Origin of the sequence: Algibacter sp. 2305UL17-15, assembly GCF_040720935.1 — a bacterium.
Classification (GTDB): Bacteria; Bacteroidota; Bacteroidia; order Flavobacteriales; family Flavobacteriaceae; genus Jejuia.
Window position 1 is genome coordinate 264,473 of the sequence record NZ_JBFDAE010000003.1, and the last position, 20,477, is coordinate 284,949.

The 20,477-nt window shown below is 35.3% G+C and carries 21 protein-coding genes and 1 tRNA gene; 13 read left to right on the forward strand and 9 right to left on the reverse strand.

Annotated features, from left to right (window positions below):
* Positions 1-110: 110 nt before the first annotated feature.
* Positions 111-569, forward strand: coding sequence for an IS200/IS605 family transposase (gene tnpA / locus ABXQ82_RS04830; RefSeq protein ID WP_367055685.1), 459 nt, complete (start codon positions 111-113; stop codon positions 567-569).
* Between the two features lie 283 nt (positions 570-852).
* Here the strand turns inward: tnpA and ABXQ82_RS04835 are convergent, their stop codons facing one another.
* The 3 genes from ABXQ82_RS04835 to folP are packed head-to-tail and all read right to left on the reverse strand — an operon-like array spanning position 853 to position 3,198.
* Positions 853-1,638 carry a diadenylate cyclase gene (locus ABXQ82_RS04835; protein ID WP_367055688.1) on the reverse strand — a complete coding sequence of 262 codons (786 nt, stop codon included), beginning with the start codon at positions 1,636-1,638 and terminating at the stop codon, positions 853-855.
* Positions 1,639-1,674: 36 nt separating this feature from the next.
* Positions 1,675-2,355: a hypothetical protein gene (locus ABXQ82_RS04840; RefSeq protein ID WP_367055691.1), complete on the reverse strand. Its 681-nt coding sequence runs from the start codon at positions 2,353-2,355 to the stop codon at positions 1,675-1,677.
* Positions 2,356-2,367: 12 nt separating this feature from the next.
* A complete protein-coding gene (folP, locus tag ABXQ82_RS04845) occupies positions 2,368-3,198 on the reverse strand; it encodes a dihydropteroate synthase (RefSeq protein ID WP_367055694.1) in 831 nt (276 codons plus the stop codon).
* 129 nt (positions 3,199-3,327) lie between these two features.
* Between folP and ABXQ82_RS04850 the strand changes: the two genes are divergently transcribed.
* The 11 genes from ABXQ82_RS04850 to ABXQ82_RS04900 all read left to right on the forward strand — a co-directional run bounded on the left by ABXQ82_RS04850 (position 3,328) and on the right by ABXQ82_RS04900 (position 14,232).
* Positions 3,328-3,873: a DUF1599 domain-containing protein gene (locus ABXQ82_RS04850; RefSeq protein ID WP_367055697.1), complete on the forward strand. Its 546-nt coding sequence runs from the start codon at positions 3,328-3,330 to the stop codon at positions 3,871-3,873.
* Positions 3,874-4,048: 175 nt separating this feature from the next.
* Complete coding sequence (locus tag ABXQ82_RS04855; RefSeq protein WP_367055699.1) at positions 4,049-5,359, forward strand: BT_3928 family protein; 1,311 nt, start codon at positions 4,049-4,051, stop codon at positions 5,357-5,359.
* Positions 5,360-5,433: 74 nt separating this feature from the next.
* Complete coding sequence (locus tag ABXQ82_RS04860) at positions 5,434-6,510, forward strand: ABC transporter permease (RefSeq protein ID WP_367055887.1); 1,077 nt, start codon at positions 5,434-5,436, stop codon at positions 6,508-6,510.
* Positions 6,511-6,602: 92 nt separating this feature from the next.
* On the forward strand, positions 6,603-7,094 hold the full coding sequence (locus ABXQ82_RS04865) for a TlpA disulfide reductase family protein (protein WP_367055702.1): 492 nt from the start codon (positions 6,603-6,605) through the stop codon (positions 7,092-7,094).
* Positions 7,095-7,158: 64 nt separating this feature from the next.
* Positions 7,159-7,917, forward strand: a complete 759-nt coding sequence (tpiA, locus tag ABXQ82_RS04870; RefSeq protein WP_367055705.1) for a triose-phosphate isomerase — start codon at positions 7,159-7,161, stop codon at positions 7,915-7,917.
* A 157-nt stretch (positions 7,918-8,074) separates the two neighbouring features.
* Entirely contained in the window at positions 8,075-9,214 is a 1,140-nt protein-coding gene (locus ABXQ82_RS04875) for a hypothetical protein (RefSeq protein ID WP_367055708.1), read from the forward strand.
* Positions 9,215-9,231: 17 nt separating this feature from the next.
* Positions 9,232-10,422, forward strand: a complete 1,191-nt coding sequence (locus ABXQ82_RS04880) for a T9SS type A sorting domain-containing protein (RefSeq protein WP_367055711.1) — start codon at positions 9,232-9,234, stop codon at positions 10,420-10,422.
* 64 nt (positions 10,423-10,486) lie between these two features.
* Entirely contained in the window at positions 10,487-12,430 is a 1,944-nt protein-coding gene (locus ABXQ82_RS04885) for a sensor histidine kinase (RefSeq protein ID WP_367055713.1), read from the forward strand.
* Positions 12,420-13,055 carry a response regulator transcription factor gene (locus ABXQ82_RS04890; RefSeq protein WP_367055716.1) on the forward strand — a complete coding sequence of 212 codons (636 nt, stop codon included), beginning with the start codon at positions 12,420-12,422 and terminating at the stop codon, positions 13,053-13,055. The genes ABXQ82_RS04885 and ABXQ82_RS04890 overlap by 11 nt, the downstream gene beginning before the upstream one ends.
* Before the next feature lie 35 nt (positions 13,056-13,090).
* Positions 13,091-13,924 carry a 50S ribosomal protein L11 methyltransferase gene (prmA, locus tag ABXQ82_RS04895; RefSeq protein ID WP_367055719.1) on the forward strand — a complete coding sequence of 278 codons (834 nt, stop codon included), beginning with the start codon at positions 13,091-13,093 and terminating at the stop codon, positions 13,922-13,924.
* Between the two features lie 32 nt (positions 13,925-13,956).
* On the forward strand, positions 13,957-14,232 hold the full coding sequence (locus ABXQ82_RS04900) for an ATP-dependent Clp protease adaptor ClpS (protein ID WP_367055722.1): 276 nt from the start codon (positions 13,957-13,959) through the stop codon (positions 14,230-14,232).
* A gap of 129 nt (positions 14,233-14,361) precedes the next feature.
* Here the strand turns inward: ABXQ82_RS04900 and ABXQ82_RS04905 are convergent, their stop codons facing one another.
* The 5 genes from ABXQ82_RS04905 to ABXQ82_RS04925 all read right to left on the reverse strand — a co-directional run bounded on the left by ABXQ82_RS04905 (position 14,362) and on the right by ABXQ82_RS04925 (position 18,501).
* Complete coding sequence (locus tag ABXQ82_RS04905) at positions 14,362-15,774, reverse strand: MBL fold metallo-hydrolase (protein ID WP_367055725.1); 1,413 nt, start codon at positions 15,772-15,774, stop codon at positions 14,362-14,364.
* A gap of 119 nt (positions 15,775-15,893) precedes the next feature.
* Positions 15,894-16,685, reverse strand: a complete 792-nt coding sequence (locus tag ABXQ82_RS04910) for a sulfite exporter TauE/SafE family protein (protein WP_367055728.1) — start codon at positions 16,683-16,685, stop codon at positions 15,894-15,896.
* Positions 16,686-17,099: a DUF6691 family protein gene (locus tag ABXQ82_RS04915; RefSeq protein ID WP_367055731.1), complete on the reverse strand. Its 414-nt coding sequence runs from the start codon at positions 17,097-17,099 to the stop codon at positions 16,686-16,688.
* A gap of 2 nt (positions 17,100-17,101) precedes the next feature.
* The gene (locus ABXQ82_RS04920) at positions 17,102-17,659 is read right to left on the reverse strand and encodes a YeeE/YedE thiosulfate transporter family protein (protein WP_367055734.1); all 558 of its coding nucleotides are present in this window, start codon (positions 17,657-17,659) and stop codon (positions 17,102-17,104) included.
* Positions 17,660-17,871: 212 nt separating this feature from the next.
* Positions 17,872-18,501, reverse strand: coding sequence for a Crp/Fnr family transcriptional regulator (locus ABXQ82_RS04925; RefSeq protein WP_367055737.1), 630 nt, complete (start codon positions 18,499-18,501; stop codon positions 17,872-17,874).
* An 83-nt stretch (positions 18,502-18,584) separates the two neighbouring features.
* On the opposite strand from ABXQ82_RS04925, the gene ABXQ82_RS04930 reads away from it, so the two are divergent.
* Positions 18,585-18,658 (forward strand) — tRNA-Arg (locus ABXQ82_RS04930).
* On the opposite strand, the gene ABXQ82_RS04935 is transcribed toward ABXQ82_RS04930, so the two are convergent.
* Positions 18,624-20,228, reverse strand: coding sequence for a recombinase family protein (locus tag ABXQ82_RS04935; RefSeq protein ID WP_367055740.1), 1,605 nt, complete (start codon positions 20,226-20,228; stop codon positions 18,624-18,626). The two genes, ABXQ82_RS04930 and ABXQ82_RS04935, sit on opposite strands and share 35 nt — an antisense overlap.
* Between the last annotated feature and the right edge of the window lie 249 nt (positions 20,229-20,477).

Genomic DNA, 20,477 nt, shown 5'->3' on the forward strand with positions numbered 1-20,477 from the left:
CTAAGCTCTTCTAAAAAAAATTAGAGTAGATATTGTAATGCCACAGCGTGGCAGAATAACAATAGCCTATAAATAATAAAAATTTAGCTCCCTAGGAGCGACACCATAAAATGGCAAACACCTACACACAACTCTATTTTCATATTGTTTTTGCTGTTAAACACAGAGAAAACCATATTTCATCAAAATGGAAAGATGAACTATACAAATATATTACAGGAATAGTTTCCAACAAGAACCAAAAATTGATGGCTATAAACGGAATGCCAGACCATGTTCATATTTTACTTGGCACCAAACCAAATTGTAACCTGTCTGATTTGGTACGCGATATAAAAGCCAATGCATCCAAGTGGATTAATGAGAAAAGATTTATTGCAGGAAAATTTGAATGGCAAACTGGCTTTGGTGCATTTACCGTTAGTCAATCACAGTTACAACATGTTATCGACTACATAAAAAATCAAGAAAAACATCATAAAACCAAATCATTTAAGGAAGAATATGTTGCATTTCTTGAAGGCTATGACATAGATTATAAAACTGAATATATTTTTAAGGATGTATAATGCCGCTCCTACGGAGCTCAAATAATGAATTATTGATTTTTGCTATTGATAGTACGCTCCTACGGAGCTCAAAGTAAAAACTCTAGTTGCTCTTACCCATGGTTTATGTTCTCTTAGGATTAATACTGATAAAATAAAAAGATTTTTTGGGAATTCCACCAATTAATTTTGATCATAGTACCATAAAAACCTATAAACTGTTTTTGCCGCAATTACCCTATAAAACAAATATAAAATTTGAGAAAATTACCAATCGCTTTTAACACCAATGGCTAATAAAGAGTTAAGCTAAATCCTTCTTAATCATTTTATTGAGCTCGGTAGTGTCTTCAAACACTACAAATTCGCCATCCTTAAAGTAAGAGATATGGCCAGTTTCTTCACTAACAACTAAGGCTAAAGCATCTGTTTTTTCGGTAACGCCAATGGCTGCTCTATGGCGTAAACCAAACCGCTGCGGAATATTTTTTTCGTTATTTACGGGCAAAATTACACGTGTAGCTTTTACAATATTATTACTGATGATAATGGCGCCATCATGAAGCGGACTGTTCTTAAAAAAGATACTTTCTATAATAGGCTGTGTGACTTTTATGTTCATCTCATCCCCAGATTCTGATAAGAAATCAAGATTGTTATTGCGTTCAAAAACAATTAAAGCACCTGTTTTGGACATCGACATTTTGTTACATGCCGAAATGATAGCATCCACATCGGTTTCATTGGTGCCTTCGGTTTTTAAGAATTTCAATTGCTGGAAAAATTTACGACGTCTGCCAAAATTAGTAGAGCCCACCATGAGTAGAAACTTTCGTATTTCGGGTTGAAACACAACTATCAAGGCAATAATCCCCACTTTCATAAAACCGCCAAAAATACCTGTGAGCAATTGCATGTCCAAGAATTCAGTCAGTCTCCAAGCACCATAAATAATGATAATTCCGATAAAAATATTGATAGCGACTGTGCCTTTTACTAATTTGTAAACGTAATAAAGGAGTAATGCAACAAGAACTACATCTATGTAGTCCACAGGACGTAAGTTTAAAATGTCTTCAAAGATGTTCAATAGGTTGTGGGTTTTGGTAAATTTATGAAATTAGAGTTAATAAATTCTTTCCTGTTCTAAAATTTCCAAGTTTTCTATTTTTAATTCTGATAACTGAGTTTTAATGCTAATATAATCTTGAAAGGATATATTTTTATTAATGCTGAGGATGATTTTCAACATTCCTGTGCTACGTTTTAATATATTTTCAATATCATTTTTAAGGTTTAAAGTATTGGTTTTAGGGCTTTCATCCTTTGCAATAAATAAGAAGAATATCTTGTCTGCACTTTCAACGTGAACAATTATTGGTGTCCAATTGCGCTCCTTAGTATTTTCTAAAATATGATTGAATCCGTAATCTTCATAGGCTATATCCGAAAACTCCAAAAACCCTAAATTATTTCTGCTTAAATCATGACAGGTAAAATAGTTTTTTGCATTTTCATTTTTATGACTGGATGATTTCTTTTTGTCTTGCAGAAATTTAATATGCGGAATAGCTTGTTTTAAAGTCAATCGTTTATCCACATTAATTAGCCAATTCGTAGTGCTAATTAAATTCTTTCTATTCAGTTCAACACTATCAGGTTGTGTTTCATTATAAAATAAATAGGCATGAGAAACATCTGTTAAGTTAGTAATTTCAGAATGACTAATTTCTGGTAACTGTAAAACCTTTTTATTTTCACAGGACAATAAAAATAGTGCGACAAATGCAAATAAAGTATGTTTCATAACTTCTAACTTCTAACTTCTAACTTCTAACTTCTTTACCAATTTCACACATTCCATAGCTTCCTTAACATCATGCACCCGTAAAATAGAAGCACCTTTTTGTAAGCCAATAGTATTTAAAACTGTTGTACCATTTAAAGCATCTTTAGCAGAAGTTTCTAAAGTTTTATAAATCATAGACTTTCTTGAAACACCTGCGAGCAAAGGTTTTTCAATCATTTTGAATAATTCCAGTTTATTTAGGAGTTCAAAATTTTGTTCTAAAGTTTTTGCAAACCCGAAACCGGGATCGATAATGATATCAATAATTCCCAAGTCTCTAGCGGCTGAAATTCTTTCTGAAAAGTAAAATAAAATATCTTTTACTAAATCATCATACTTGGTCTGTTGCTGCATGGTTTTTGGCGTGCCTCTCATGTGCATCATGATGTAGGGCACTTGCAATTCAGCAATGGTTTTTAGCATCCTATCATCCAGCTTTCCCGCAGAAATATCATTTATTAAAGCTGCGCCGGCGTTAATACATTGTTTTGCAACTTCACTTCTAAAGGTATCAATGGATAACAAAGCATCGGGAAATTGTTTTAAAATCAATTCAACTATCGGGAGAATTCTTCTTAACTCTTCAACTTCATTAACGTGGTCTGCATTTGGTTTAGAACTATAGGCACCAACATCAATAAAGGTGCAGCCTTCAGTCAACATAGTTTCAACTTTATTCAAAATGGAAGCTTCATCTTTATAGGTGCCACCGTCGTAAAAAGAATCTGGAGTTACATTTAAAATCCCCATGATTTTTGGTGTCGATAGATCTATGAGTTGCCCTTTACAATTTATGGTCATAAAAAAGATTCAAAATTTAAAATTAAAGGTTCAAAGTTGCATAAAAATCATAAAAATTTTGAATTTAGAACAATGAACTTTGAACTCTGAACTATTTAAGCGAAATTTACGCAAAATCAATAATTATTTATGCAAGATACTTCAAAACAATATGATGCCGTAATAGATACATGCAAAAATTTATTCGTAAAAAAAATGAGTGACTACGGTAGTGCATGGCGGATTTTGAGATTGCCGTCGCTAACCGATCAGATTTTTATAAAAGCGCAACGTATTAGAGGTTTACAGCAGAATGCTATTCAGAAAGTTGATGAAGGACAGGAAAGCGAATTTATTGGCATTATTAATTACTGTATTATGGCGTTGATTCAACTCGAAAAAGGAGTTGTAGAACAGCCAGATATGTCTGTTGAAGTCGCTAAAGGTCTATACGAAAAACAAGTAGCTATTACCAAAAAACTCATGGAAGATAAAAACCATGATTACGGAGAAGCATGGCGCGATATGAGAGTGAGTAGTTTAACAGATTTGATTTTACAAAAACTGTTAAGAGTAAAGCAAATTGAAGATAATCAAGGAAAAACGTTGGTAAGCGAAGGGATTGATGCTAATTATCAAGATATGATAAATTATGCGGTTTTTGCAATGATTCATTTGAATGGACAAAGTAGTTGATTTTTAAGAGAACAGTTTCCCTCCTAATAAGGAGGGAGTAAGGGAGGTGTAGAATTATTTATTTGCAATCTAAAAACCCACACTTAATAAAACACACCCCTTAATCCCCTCTTTTTAGAGGGGAAACTGTTGTGATTTATTTCGAAATTTAGTAATTGTAATTTTAGTTTTGAACATGAAAATAGCAGTAAGCATATCAAGAATTTTAGTCGGCGTATTATTCATCTTCTCAGGATTTATAAAATTGAACGACCCCATAGGGTTTTCATATAAATTGCAAGAATATTTTAGTCCGGATGTTTTAAATATTCCGTTTTTAGAACCTTACGCATTATTGATCTCGGTTTTTGTGGTGGTGTTTGAAGTCGTTCTAGGCGTGTTTCTGCTTATTGGTTATAAACCAAAATTTACGGTTTGGAGTTTATTGTTGATGATAATTTTCTTTACGTTTTTAACCTTTTACGCAGCTTATTTTGAAAAAGTTAAGGACTGTGGCTGTTTCGGAGATTTTATAAAGTTAAAACCTTGGGAATCCTTTGGAAAAGATGTGGTGCTTTTAGCTTTAATTATAGTTCTTTTTATAGGTGTAAAATACATAAATCCAGTTTTTAGCAAACTCCAAACTACGGTTTTGGCTTTGCTGGGTTTTATCGTGAGTTTATGGTTTGGGTATCATGTGTTAATGCATTTACCAGCTATAGATTTTAGAGCTTATGCTATTGGCAAGAATATAAAAGAAGGGATGACCATTCCTGAAGATGCTCCAAAACCAATACAGGAATATGCTTGGAAATTCAATGTAAATGGCGAAGAAAAAGTGATTACAACAAATGGTTCTTATCCATCAGTTGAAGGCGATTTTATAAGTGTGGATACCAAAGTAATTCAAGAGGGTTATACACCACCCGTTGTAGATTTTTCAATTGAAGGAAAAGATGAAGATTTGACAGATTATTTCTTAAATGAAGAAAATTTAATAGTAGTAGTGTCTTATAGTTTAGAAAAAATTGAACAAGATGGCGCATTTAAATTAAAGGCTTTACAGAATGAAGCTAGAAAAAATAATTACAAGATTATTGGTTTAACAGCATCTGGGGAAGAAGCGAAACAACGCATTAGCGAAGCCTACAATATAGATTTTGAATGGTATTTATGTGACGAAAAAGCACTAAAAACAGTAGTGCGCTCCAATCCTGGAATTATTGAATTAGATAGCGGTACCGTAAAACAAAAAGTGCATTGGAACGATATTGAGGATTTAGAATTGCCAAAGGTCGAAAGAGCAACGGAACCAAAAGTGTTAGAAGAAACAATCGCATATTTTATTAATGACGAACCTTCGACTAAAGAAGAAGTTGAGGTTCTAGATAAAGATAAAATTGAAAGTGTTAATGTCATCAAGGATGCTGTTCAACTTAAAGCGTTTAATTTAGAAAAAGAAATGGTGTACACAGGAATAATTCAAGTTAAATTGAAGGCCGAATAGTTTATAATTCATCTCGTAATTCATCCGTGAAAATCTGTGAAATCCGTGTCACTTAACAACAAACAACATAACAACTGATAACTTACCTCCTAAATAAAATATTCTACGCCATACTCACATTATTCGGAGTGGTTACCATTATTTTCTTTTTGTTCAATATTCTACCAGGCGATCCTGCGCAAATGATGATGGGGCAAAATGAAGATAGCGAGCAACTCGCCAAAGTAAAGGCAAAATATGGATTTGATAAGCCAATAGGAACGCAATACGCTTATTACATAAACGATTTGTTGCCTCTTTCGTTTCATTCAAAAAGCGAAGAAGATTACACCTTTTTAAGTCAGAATAAATATACTGCTACCAAACTATTTTCAATAGGAAATACAACAGCTGTTTTAAAATTTCCTTACTTACGAGAATCATTTACCAAACAAGGTAAAAAAGTAACCCAGGTTTTGGCAGAAACATTGCCAAACACTTTTGTTTTAGCAGTTTCTGCAATTATTATAGCCATAATTATCGGTGTTTTTCTAGGAATTATTTCAGCACTCTATAAAGACAAATGGCTCGATAAAACCATACAGATTTTTAGTACCTTAGGTATGAGCGTACCTTCTTTTTTTAGTGCCATTTTATTCGCATGGTTTTTTGGCTATATATTGCACGAATACACCAATTTAGAAATGACAGGAAGCTTATACGAATTGGATGATTTTGGAGAAGATATGCACATCAAATGGAAAAACTTAATACTACCGGCCATTGTTTTAGGTATTCGCCCGCTGGCAGTCGTCATTCAACTCATGCGTAATTCCTTGTTGGAAGTTTTCAATCAAGATTACATTAGAACAGCAAGAGCAAAGGGCTTAAGCGAATTTCAAATTATAAAAAAGCACGCTGTTAAAAACGCCTTAAATCCCGTTGTTACAGCAATTTCAGGATGGTTTGCCTCTATGTTGGCAGGTGCGGTTTTTGTTGAGTTTATTTTTGGCTGGAACGGACTGGGGAAAGAAATTGTAAACTCTCTAAACACACTCGATTTGCCAGTTATTATGGGAGCAGTTTTAGTAATTGCAACATTATTTGTAATGATTAATATTTTAGTCGACTTAATTTATGTTTGGTTAGATCCAAAAGTTAAGTTACAGTAGTTTTTTCATTTGCACGACCTGTGCTGAACTTGTTTCAGTAAGGCGGAGATCTCATTAATGAAGGCAGGAATTTCATAAATTTAAAGTATAACATGAATAAAATAAAATATATAATCATCCTATTAATTAGCGCTCTTAGCTGTAACACAGAAGAACCGACCCAATTTACAGCAGCGGCGTTAAACGACACGTTTACAGATTTAGAAGGACATCAAGCCACTTTAAAATCAATTTTAGAAAAACACAAAGGGAAAACCATCGTTATAGATATTTGGGCTTCTTGGTGTGGCGATTGCATCAAAGGCATGCCAAAAGTAAAAGCGCTTCAGAAAGAGTACAAAGATGTAGTATATCTGTTTTTCTCTTTAGATAGAGGCGAAGAAGCTTGGAAAAGAGGCATCAAAAGATATAAAGTTGAAGGTGAACATTATTACATGCAATCCGGTAAAAAAAGTGCTTTTGCAGATTTTGTAAATATCAGCTGGATTCCTAGATATATGGTCATAAATGAAGCTGGCGAAATCGTTGTATTTAATGTTATTGAAGCTGATGACAATAAGTTGCTAAAAGCTCTGAAAAATTAAGTATTTTTGCAAGTAATTAAAGGAATCTAAAAACACTTTCTTTCGAGAAAATTAAATCAATACCATGAGAAAAAACATCGTAGCAGGAAACTGGAAAATGAACAATGATTTATCGGCATCTAAAAAGCTGGCAAAACAAGTTGCGAAATTAGTAAAGAAAAGCAAAGTAAAAGGCACTAAGGTGATTATAGCGCCAACATTTGTGAATTTAGAGCGTGTAGTTAAAGCAACCAAAAAATCAAAAGTAAAAGTAGCTGCCCAAAATATGCATTTTGCCGAAAGTGGTGCGTTTACAGGAGAGATAGCTCCAGGAATGTTGAAATCTATAGGCGTTAAAACGGTTATTTTAGGACATTCTGAACGTCGCGAATACTTTGGTGAAGACGACGCTCTATTAGCAAAAAAAGTAGATACAGCTTTACAACATAATATGGATGTCATATTCTGTTTTGGTGAAGTATTAGAAGATAGAAAGTCTGGAAAGCAAGAACAAGTAGTCGAATCTCAGATTAAAAATGCATTGTTTCATTTAGAAGCTGCCGCTTTCAAAAATATAGTATTGGCATACGAACCGGTTTGGGCCATTGGTACAGGCGAAACTGCTAGTCCGGAGCAAGCACAAGACATGCATGCATTTATCAGAAAAACGTTATCAGACAAGTATGGCGCAAATGTGGCTGATGAGGTTTCTATCCTTTACGGCGGAAGCGTTAAGCCAGCAAATGCAGTAGAGATTTTCTCTAAACCAGATGTAGATGGAGGGTTAATTGGAGGAGCAGCACTTAATGCTGAAGATTTCGTTGCTATTGTCAATGCATTTTAGCCAGTAATGTTGCCCTGAGCGTAGTCGAAGGGCCTTTTTATAAACTTAATACACTAAGGGTATTCCCTGATTTTTCATAAATCAAGGAATGCCCTTACTTTTTTCTTCAAGTTTCATTCTACATTGTAACTGTTTAATAACCAATACAATTTTAATCATGAAGCTATTAATGAAAATTCAAAAGGAAATTAAGACCAACCATGGTGTTGCGCTTAAAAAAACAATGCTAACCTTTAGCGTGCTATTTATGATAGGTTTGGCAATACAAGCACAAAACGTTTATGTAGTTGACAACAATCAAGGATCGGGAGCGCAATATACAAACGCCCAAACGGCAATTGATTCTGCAGCGGTTGGTGATATTATTTATTTACAGCCTTCGCCAAATAACTATGGTAATATTAATATGACTAAAGCATTGAATATTTATGGCATTGGGCATATTCCGGAGTTAAATTCAGGTCAGGTAGCAACTGTTGGCAGTATTTTTTTTAGAAGTGGTGATGCCTCGGGTTCAAAAATATCTGGATTAAACATTAGTAATATTTATCTGGATAACACTGCATTTAACAATCACAATGTGGTAATAAGAAACAATAGAATTGGCTATATAGCAGGAAATAGCACCACTTCAAGGGCAAATAATGTGATTATTTCTGGTAATTATATTAGAAACCCTAATTTCAATGCCATTGACCCGTATAATTCCCAAAATTGGATCATTTCAAATAATCTCATAGAGCAGCCCAATACGGCTGCTACATGGAGTACACTCAGTAGATTTAACAGTTCGGTTCTTTTTAACAACAATATTGTTTTAACACGTCAAAATGGAAATGCTGGTAATTCCATTCAATTATTTAACAATTGTAGCGGCACCCAAATAACCAATAATATATTTTTATTTACGGGTACAGATGTTGAGAATATGAATCTTGGCTCTAACAGCGCTTTGAACTTTCAAAATAACTTAACGTATAGCTACAATTCAACTCTTGACAATCTATCGGGAACTAACAACATTGATGACACAGACCCTCAATTTGTAAATTTCAATCAAAACGCCTCTTTAAATACAACTTCAAATGATTATCACATCCAAACAGGATCTCCAGCTGAAGATGCCGGAACCGATGGTAATGATTTGGGGGTATTCAACGGCACGTTTCCTTTTAGCCTAAGAGGTTACCCAACCGAATTGCCGTATTTGACCGATTTTGTGATATACAACAACATTCTGAGTGCTGGAACACAGTTAAATATCAATATAAAGGCCAGCGCCAATATTAATAACTAATTCAAAAACTCTAAAAAATGAAAAGGCTCATTTTAATATTGGCAGGTTTGCTTCTTTCCTTTGGAAGTCATGGGCAAATAACGTCCGCAGAGTATTTTATCGATACAGATCCAGGAGTTGGAAATGGAACTTCATTGACACTTTCCGGAAACAGTATAGATCAAGATTTTAACATCCCCACCACAGGGCTTTCAGACGGGATCCATAAATTGTATGTTCGCATTTTAAATAATTCTGGAGCATGGAGCATTTATGATAAAAACGTGTTTTACATCAACCCAAACAACTCCAATACCGCAAATATCGCTTCCGCAGAATATTTTATGGATACCGATCCAGGTGTTGGAAATGGTACAGCGTTAACGGTTTCGGGCAACATTATAGATCAGGATTTTAATATTCCCACAACGGGAGTTTCAGGCGGGGTGCATAAACTATACCTAAGATTGATAAACGATGTTGGTACTTGGAGCCTCTATGATAAGAACGTGTTCTACATCAACCCGAACAACTCCAATACAGCAAATATCACTTCCGCAGAATATTTTGTCGATACCGATCCGGGTGTTGGTAACGGTACTCCGTTAACGGTTTCAGGCAACATTATAGATCAGGATTTTAATATTCCCACAACAGGGCTCTCAAACGGGGTGCATAAACTATACCTAAGATTGATAAACGATGATGACACTTGGAGCCTCTATGATAACAATGTGTTTTATGTGAGTCCAAACCTCACTAATACGGCACTAATTACAAGTGCGGAGTACTTTTTCGATATTGATCCTGGAGTGGGCAATGCCACAACAATAGATTTGAGCGACGCCGAAACTTTTGATGTGGATCTTGTAGTTCAAGTGCCTTCAGACCTTCCTGATGGCGACCACATTTTGTACATACGTGTATTAAATACAGACGGCACATGGAGCCTATATGCTCCGTCAGAACAATTATTCACCTTATCAAATGAAGATGTTGTACTGAATAATTTTAAGTTTTATCCCAACCCAGTTAAAGCCATTTTGTTTTTGGACACCAACAATCAAAATATTACAGATTTTAAAGTCATAGATTTAAACGGAAAAATTGTGCTGGACCACCTTCCAATTAAAAATCAAATCGATTTAAGCTATTTGGAATCAGGTACCTATCTTTTTCATCTTAAAACCGATAGCGGGAGCATTTCAAAAAAAATCATTAAAGATTAAAACTGTCTGTACAGAAATGGTATAATGTTTAAATTCATTATTTTTAAGGTATAACACTACTATTTTGAAACCACAACTTAAATACCTAGTTTTCTTTTTGTCATTGAGTTGTTGGGGTCAAAATTCTAATAGGGAGCTGGATAGTTTATTGCATGTAACTGGAATAACACCCAGTCTTTCCGAAAAGGCTTCGGCACATTCTAGGTTGGCATGGTTATATATCAATCAGGATATTAAAACAGCCGAAGCACACCTAGATTCGGCCACGGTTTTATATACGCAACTAAAAGACAACAAAGGAATTTCGGTATGTAATTATAAATATGCTGTTCTTAATCGGTTTTTGGGCAATTATAATTTGGCCCTCGATTATATTGATGAATACCAACAATATGCAACAGAGCAACTAGATACTTTTAAGATAGCAAATGGCTTATTTCAAAAAGGGGTTATCCATAGTTTGCAGAATAATTATGAAGCAAGTCTAAAAGCATACCATAAAACACTATCGCTATATGAAACCATTGGCGATTCAACAGGAATGGGCTTTACGCTTAACAGTATAGGTATCGTCTATAAAAATTTGGAGAAGTATGAACAGGCCATTGAAAGTTACCAACAAGCCGTTGCCATCCATGAAAAAAAGAACGACCTTAATAACTTGGCAAACGTTTACAACGGTTTAGGTACTGTATATGTTGAACAACAAAATTTGGACAAGGCATTAGACTATTTCAACAAAACCTTGGCCATGGATAAAGAGCTAAAAAACACTTGGGGAACAGCAAAAGTGAGCAAAAATATAGCCTTGATTTATATTGAAAAGAAACAGTATCAAAAAGCCTTATCCTTTTTAGAAAGTGCCTATAACATCCAGAAATCGCACGATTATACTTCAGATTTAGCTGAAACATTATCCCAATTAAGTACGGTAAACATGCTCATGGGAAATTTTCAAAAAAGTGAGGCATTGCTTCAACAAAGTTTTAAGCACCACGTGCCATCAAAAAAAGTGTTTAGGGACATGCATTTACAGTCCTATAAACTATATGATACCACAGGTCGGGTTACAAATGCGCTACATCACTATAAAAAATATACAACTTATAAAGACAGTATTTTAAATGATGAAAACTTAAAACAGATCAATACACTCGAAATTCAGTTTGAAACAGAAAAAAAAGACAGAGCCATTATCGAGCAACAACTCCTTTTGAGGCAAAATGAAAATGCGTTTCAAAAGAAAAAGGTGCAGTTTAATTATATGACGGGAATAGCTATATTTTTATTAATAGTTTCCATTTTGATATTTTTGGTGTTTAAACAACGCCAAAAAAGAAAAACCCAAGAAATATTAACCTTAAAGCGCGAGCATCAAATAAAGACCTTGGAAGCTTTGATTGAAGGTGAGGAAAATGAGCGTTTTAGAATAGCCAGAGAATTGCACGATGGTGTAAATGGCGATTTGTCTGCCATCAAATATAAGCTGTCGTCATTATTGGAAATGAACAATAAAGTGATAAAAGAGGCCATTGCGATGATTGATGACTCTTGTAAACAAGTGCGTGCTATTTCGCATAATTTAGTGCCGCCATCATTAAAAAACTTTAATTTAGTAGAGGTTACCGAAACTTATTGTAACAAATTAAATAGTATAAACCCATCAGTAGAAATTGTGTTTCAGCATTTAGGCGAAGACATTACAATTTCCAAAAAAGCAGAAATTAATAGCTTTAGAATCATACAGGAATTGGTGACCAACAGTTTAAAACATGCCGATGCATCAAAGATTACCGTACAAATAAGTAATAGAAATAACAGCGTTCAAATTACTGTTGAAGATGATGGAAAAGGGTTTGATAAAGATGAAGCAACAGTAAACGGTATTGGTTTGAGCAATGTGCAATCTAGGATTGATTATTTGAATGCAGAGGTAGATTTTATTTCAAACGAAAGCGGTACATCTTATACTTTAGATATTGATATAACACAACATAATGACGATTAAAATAGCAATAACGGACGATCATGTTATGGTGTTAAGGGGCATTGCCGCGATGCTTGAGGGCACACCAGAACTAAAAGTTGTAGGCGCCTATAAGAATGCTACTCAAACCTTAGAGCATATTGGTAAGGATAACCCTGATATTTTGCTACTCGATATTAATTTACCAGATACAAACGGTATAGATTTAAGCAAACAACTCCTTAAAAAACACCCTGAATTAAAAATTATAGCACTCACAAATTTTGAGGATATCTCTTTTGTAAAGCGCATGCTTAAAAATGGGGTTCATGGCTATTTGCTTAAAAACACAGATAAATTGGAATTGATTACCGCCATGAAAACGGTACTCTCTGGCGAGTTGTTTCTACAAAAGGACATCCATAAGCGATTGCTAAATCAGTCCGTCAATAAAACTATTGATAATGGATTAAAACCCAATTTGACCAGACGGGAACACGATGTTCTTGTTGCCATTTCTGAGGAATTGACCACACAACAAATCTCTGAAAAACTATTTATCAGCCCTAAAACCGTAGAAACCCACCGCATGAACATCATGAGCAAACTAGGTGCAAAAAATAGTGTGGGCATCATAAAAATTGCAATAGAAAAACAACTACTTTAGGATTTAGACATATCTTTGCAGTCTAATAAAATCAGATGTCCAACACCATTTATATAGGTTATTATTTTAAGGTTACACCACAACAACCGGGAGTAGAAATTCTTATTGCCGAATTAGGTTACGCCGGTTTTGAAAGTTTTGTAGAAACCGAAGATGGTGTTACGGCCTATATTCAAAAGGAAGAATGGCGTTCAGATATTTTAGAAGATATTCAAATTTTGGAATCAGATGAATTTGAAATCACCTATACATTCGAAGATATAGAACAAACCAACTGGAACGAAGAGTGGGAAAAGAATTTCAACCCAATTGTAGTAGATGACGTGTGTGCGGTTCGCGCCCCATTTCATAAAAAATTTGATACAAAATACGATATCATCATAGAACCAAAAATGAGTTTTGGAACAGGTCATCATGAAACCACGCACATGATGATTCAGCATATTCTAAAAAATGACTTTAAGGATAAATCGGTTTTAGATATGGGTTGCGGTACTGGCGTTTTGGCTATTCTCGCAGAGCTTAAAGGTGCAAAACCAATTGATGCGGTAGATTATGATAATTGGTGCTATTTAAACAGTTTAGAAAACGTGGAACGCAATAAGTGCAAACATATTACGGTTATTGAAGGAGATGCATCAGTTTTAAATAAAAAATACGATGTCATTATTGCGAATATAAATCGGAATATTTTAATGCAGGACATGGGGACTTATGTGTCCTGTTTAAATAAAAATGGCGCGTTGTTTTTAAGTGGATTTTATGATGATGATGTCCCAATGATTCAGGCAGCATGTGAAAAACATGTGTTAAAATTTGAAGAAAAATTGGAAAGAAACAATTGGGTATCGTTAAAATTTTTAAATTAGTAGAAGAATTACCCCAAAAAAAAGATTGAGATATGAGTACAAAGGAAAAAATATCAGAAGAATTATTACTTGAAGAAGAAATTAAGACCCAAAATGAGATTGTTTTATATAACGACGATGTGAATACTTTTGACCACGTTATAGAAACGCTTATTTACGCCTGCGATCATACTTCAGAACAGGCTGAACAATGTTCTCTACTGGTGCATTACAAAGGAAAATGCACCGTAAAAACAGGCTTATATGACGATTTAAAACCGCGTTGCTCCATGCTTTTGGAAGCGGGGTTGAGTGCGGAGATAGTATAAAATATAGCATTAATAAACTTTCAGACCTGACGGGTTTTGAATCCCGATAGTTATCGTGGACTGTCAGGTCTCTTTTTTTTCTTTACGTCTCTGCGCCATTGCCTGCCGGCTGGCAGGTTTGCGAGAACATTAAAGTGTGCTTGGGCAAACAAAATCCGTAGTTGGTAAACCTGAATTTTTTATAGCACCAAATCCACCAGCAATATCCACTAAATTATCAAAGCCTCTAGCCTTTAAAATGGAAGCTGCTATTATAGAACGGTAACCACCAGCACAATGCAAGTAGTATTTTTGATTTTTATCAATAGAATTCATATTGCTATTAATATAATCTAAAGCAAAATGTTGCACGTTGTTGCCTTCTAAATGTTCAGACTTGTATTCGCCATCTTTTCTAACATCGAGAATATTTATGGTTTTGTTTTTAAAATCCTTTGCAAATTCTTCAACAGGAATAGATGTAATAGTTTCAATGTCTTTTCCGGATTTTTTCCAAGCTTCAATCCCACCATTTAAATAGCCTAAAGTATTGTCATAACCAACACGAGATAATCGGGTTACGGTTTCTTTTGCCCTGCCTTCGGGAGTTACCAACAAAATAGGTTGTTTTAAATCTGTAATCAATGCACCTACCCAAGGGGCAAAACTACCATTTAAGCCAATAAATATTGAATATGGAATATGGCCTTGTGCAAATTCTTGCTCTGTTCTTACATCAAGAACTAAAGCACCCTCTCGATTTCCAATAATTTCAAATTGGTCTGGATTTAAAGCTGTATTGCCTTGGTTTAAGACATCTTCAAAAGTATCATAACCCGTTTTGTTCATCATGGCATTTTTTTCAAAATACTGTGGAGGAGGAGCAATACCTTCAAGGACTTCTTTAACAAATTCATCTTTAGTCATATCTGCTCTTAAGGCATAATTGGTTTTCTTTTGTTCACCTAAAACACCTACGGTTTCTTTGCTTAAATTTTTACCACAAGCAGAACCTGCGCCATGTGCAGGATAAACAATAACATCATCAGGAAGTGTCATTATTTTTGTCCGTAAGGAATCGAATAACATGCCTGCCAAATCTTCTTTAGTTACATCTGATTTAATAGCCAAATCAGGTCTGCCAACGTCTCCCAAAAATAATGTGTCACCCGAAAAAATAGCATGTTCCTTTCCTTTTTCATCTAACAATAAATAGGTGGAGGATTCTAATGTGTGCCCTGGAGTATGTAGTACTTTAATCGAAATATCTCCAAGTTTAAAAGTCTCGTTATCCTTTGCGGTATAAATATCGTATTCAGTTTCTGCTCCTGGACCAAATACTATTGTAGCTCCAGTTTTTTTTGCTAAATCTATATGACCAGAAACAAAATCTGCATGGAAATGGGTTTCAAATATGTATTTTATTTTGGCATTTTCCTTTTCAGCTTTATCAACATATTGTTGTGTTTCACGTAGTGGGTCTATGATAGCGACTTCGCCATTAGATTCTATGTAATAAGCGCCTTGAGCCAAACAACCCGTATATATTTGTTCTATTTTCATAATATTATTTTTGTCATTCCCTCGAATCCCGATAGCTATCTGGAGGGAATCTTTTTTAATCCTTATTCAAAATTACGAAACATTGGTAACCCAATCTGCAACTTATATCACATTTAAAATTATTTTAACTCTTTGTAAATTATGTAAGCAGCCATGATAAAAATAAAATAACCAAAACTCTTTTTAAGTTGCTTTCCACTTATAAACTTTGATAGTAATACCCCTAAAATAATTCCCACTATTGAAATTAATGTAAACGTCAATAGAAATGCCCATTCTATATCCAATGTTTGAACATCACCCATAAAACCAATTAGTGAGTTTATGGTTATGATAACCAATGAAGTGCCTACCGCTTTTTTCATGGGGATTTTAGCCCAAAGCACCAAGGCAGGAATATATAAAAATCCTCCGCCAGCACCTATAATTCCTGTAATGGAACCTATTATTAAACCTTGAATAAAAGTTATGTAGTAAGGTTGTTTTATAGAAAGTAACTTATTTGGTTTGTCTTTTTTAATCATGGAATAGGATGCCATAATCATGATGATTGCAAAAAAAATCATGATGCCCATACCTTTTGTTAGGCTGAAGTTACTAATTGTAAAAAGTGTTTCGGGAATATTAGGAACCATATAGCGACGTGATAAATACACCGCTGCAAATGATGGGAATGAAAAAGCTAAACCTGTTTTGAAATCAACTAGTCCTTCTTTATATTTTTGAAACGTGCCAACCATAGATGATGTGCCAACAACAAACAAAGAATATGCTGTGGCAACTACTGGATTGTATCCTAAAAGATATACTAAAAGTGGCACAGTTAAAATTGAACCGCCTCCACCAATAAGTCCTAAAACTAAACCGACTATAAGCGCACCAATATATCCTAAGATTTGGGTTGAATCCATTTAATGCGGTAATTTATTTTTTAAGAGTCCGTATATAAAAGTGCCTAAAACCGCAGCTGCAATAACTATTAACATGCTCCAGACTCCAGTTCCTAAAAGGATATACATGGGGCCAGGGCAAGCTCCAATAAGTGCCCAGCCAAATCCAAATACCGTACCCCCAACGATGTATCTTATAAATCCATTTTCTTTTTTCGGAACAAAAATGTCTGCGCCTTTAACGCTTTTTATATATCCTTTTTTCGAAATCTGTAAAAAGAGAATTCCAGATGCAATGGCAGTTCCGATAATACCATACATATGAAAGGATTGAAAACGGAACATTTCATAAATACGATACCATGAAACGGCTTCGGATTTTACTAAAACAATTCCAAAGAAAATCCCGACCAATAAAAATTTAAGAAACTTCATGATTAAAAAATTAAGGGTAAAATAAAATTAGTCATAATTAAGCCTCCAATAAAAAAGCCTATGACGGCTATTAATGAGGGTTTTTGTAAACTACTTAATCCGGTAATAGCATGTCCTGAAGTGCAACCGCCCGCGTAACGTGTACCAAAACCAACGAGTAATCCACCAATTACTAATAGGAGCCATGCTTTTGGGGAAGAGAGTGCATCAAGTGCATACATCTCATTTGGAACTAAGGTTGCTCCAGGCTTATTGAAACCCATGTTTTGGAGTTCGGTTATTGTGGTTGGGTTTAAGTCCGTACCACTATTATTTGATAGATAGTTTACGGCGATAAATCCACCAATTATTGCGCCTAAAACTACTGTAAGATTCCAAAGTTGGTCTTTCCATTTGAAATTAAAAAAATCTACAAATTTACCTGCGCCTGCTATTGTGCACATAGTTCTAAGATTGGATGACATGCCAAATGTTTTACCAAAGTAGAGTAGGAGTGCCATAACTAAGGCTATTAAGGGGCCTGAAATATACCAAGCCCAAGGGTTTAAAATTGTTTCCATGTTTATTAATTTAATGCGAATTTATGTTTAAGGTTGATAAGTTATTGTAATAAATGTTACTTAACAGGATGTAAAAGATAATGAAATTAGAAAAGACATTGGCGGATAAGTGCGCTAGGGATTGAACGGCATGTTTGAGCTCCCCGACGGAGGAGGGAGCGAGTAGTGAAAGCCCGACCTTTAGGTAGCGCCCAAATAATTTTTATTAAAAACTATAGAACTTCTATTTTACTTCGGCTGAGTTTTATTCTGTTTTCGTTTTCCAGTTGTTTTAAAAGTCTGGAAATTACGACGCGTGAGGTGTGTAAATCTTCGGCGATGTCTTGGTGATTTATGTGGATGGTTTTGGAATTGTGGAGTGCTACTTTGTTGATGAGGTATTTGTGGAGGCGCTCGTCCATTTTTATGAATGCGAGGTTGTCTATGGTTTCGAGCATTTCGTCAAAACGGGTTTGGTAGCTTTCTAGGATGAAGTTGCGCCAACTTTGGTTGTTGTGAAACCATTTTTGCATGTGTTGAACGGGAATCATGATGAGTGTGGAATCTTTTTCGGCTACGGCTCTTATTTTACTTTTTGTAGTACCCATACAGCAGGTGAGTGACATGGTGCAGGTTTCGCCAGCTTCTAGGAAGTATATGAGGAGTTCGTTGCCCTCTGTGTCTTCTCTAAGGATTTTAATGTTACCTTCTAATAATAAGGGAATGAATTTTAAGGGCTGATTGATGTCTATAATGATATCGTTGGCTTTGAAATGAGCGATTTTACCGATAGTTGCTATTTCGTTTATGAGCGCATTATCTAATGTATGATTGAATTTTTCTTGTAAAAGGCTTGAAGTCATATTCAAAAATAATCATTTATAAATTTGAAATAAAAGTTTGGTGGAGTTTTAATAAAAAATGTATATTTGCACCCACTTAAAAAGGCCATGTGGCGCAACTGAATAGCGCACTTGATTACGGCTCAAGAGGTTGCAGGTTTGAATCCTGCCATGGTCACTAAAGGGGATTTTCTGCAGATCGAGTGGGAAGTCCTCTTTTTTATATCCTCCGAACCCCTTGAAAACAAACAGATTGCATCAAAAATTTCATTGACCCGAAAAGTTCGAACCGCCTTCTTTTTGAAGTCGTACCTAATTCCATCGGGGAACACCATATATTGTATGGCCCTTTTGGTTTTTAGATCGCCCAACTCCCACAATAAAGGCAAGTTACAGGCAAAGTCAAGTGCAATTTTTATGGATTTTTTAAGGTTCGAACTATTTATTCCCCCATTTCCCAATTTTAACTCCAATTCTCTTTGTTCGGTTTTTAGTTCCGGCATAAAAAGGTCGTACTGAGATTTTGTAATCTCGTTCAGCACAACGAACCTTCTTTCCAATGTATCTATCCGTTCTTTGAGCAGGTCAAGTTCTTTGGCCGATCGCTTTTGGTCGTCAAGTGCTTCTTGATTTTTATCAAGTAAGGTGTCGTGCATGATATCGGTCAAGGGGCCGATATATTTTTTATCGGCTATTGCAAACCTGCCCAATACATTCAAGAATTCTTCATGGAGCTTTTTGGCACTTCTGTTTTCTTTGCTGCCCTTACGTCTGTTCTTGTAATAATACAGGCCTTTTTTCTTTACGACATATCCGGTGTAAGGTGTTCCGCAAACCGAAGATCTGATGAACGTTTTTAATGGCAGATTTTCATCATCGAACGAATATTTCTTAGGTGGGTCCCCCGCATGAAGCAAATTATGTATCTTGAGAAAAACTTTTTTAGATATCAGGGCTTCGTGTTTTCCCTGGATTACCTCCCCGGGAATCAGGGCATTGACCATAAGTCCGCAATAGAAAGGATTTCTAAAAAGGTCGGTCAATTTTTTTGCTTTTATATTCAAGCCCTTTTCTTTCAGACGTGCGGCAATTTCAACATGGGACATATTGGCGTTTGCTTTCCATAAAAAGGCTTGCTTGAGCAATCTTCCTTCTTCTGAAATTACGAAATTCGGGATCTTCCCTTTTCCCGGATTTGTATTGGTATATCCAAAGGGATACGCTCCCGTCCAGTATCCCCTTCGTAATTTTTCCCGCATTCCCGTAATGGATTTATCCCTTCGGACTTGGTTGTCAAAGTGGGAAAACATGTGGTACAGGTTTTCCTGGAACGTACCGGCACTTGTGGTTACATCAATTTCCTGAGTGGCCGAAATCACGGCTACTCCCTGCTTTTTAAGTTGCCCGCTGATATACGCTCCGTTCGCACCTGTTCTTGAAAATCTGTCGTAGGAATAGACAATGATATAGCCAATGTCCTTTCTCCGTTTAACATAGTTCAGCATCTTTTGGAATTCCTTACGTTCATCGCTTTTTGCCGATTCATAAGTTCCCCCAAAATATTCTAATACTTCCAGTTCTTTCCTAAGTGCATACTCTTGGCAATACTTAAGTTGGGTTGTTAGGCTGGCATTGTTATCAAATTGCTCTTTACTGGAAACACGGGTGTAAATAACGGCCGTATTGCTTTTCCCTATAATTCTTCCCTTTTCCTTTTTAGCAAATTGATGAAATACATTTAAGTCCATGTGCTCCTTTTTTGGACATGGCCACAAACTATATTGGCGAGTTCTTGAAGTTGTCCTACGATCTTTTCCGCATCTTCTTCCAAGTAATCCTCAAAACCTTTATAAGTTTTGAGCCATGCGCTGTTGAATATTTTATTTTTCTGCTTTAGCTCAATTGTTGAGTTTGACATTTCCCGTAAATATTGGCAGCTCCTTTGTCTTATGGGTCACTACCGTATTTGTAAAAGCAGGCTTTAATTTACCTTTTTT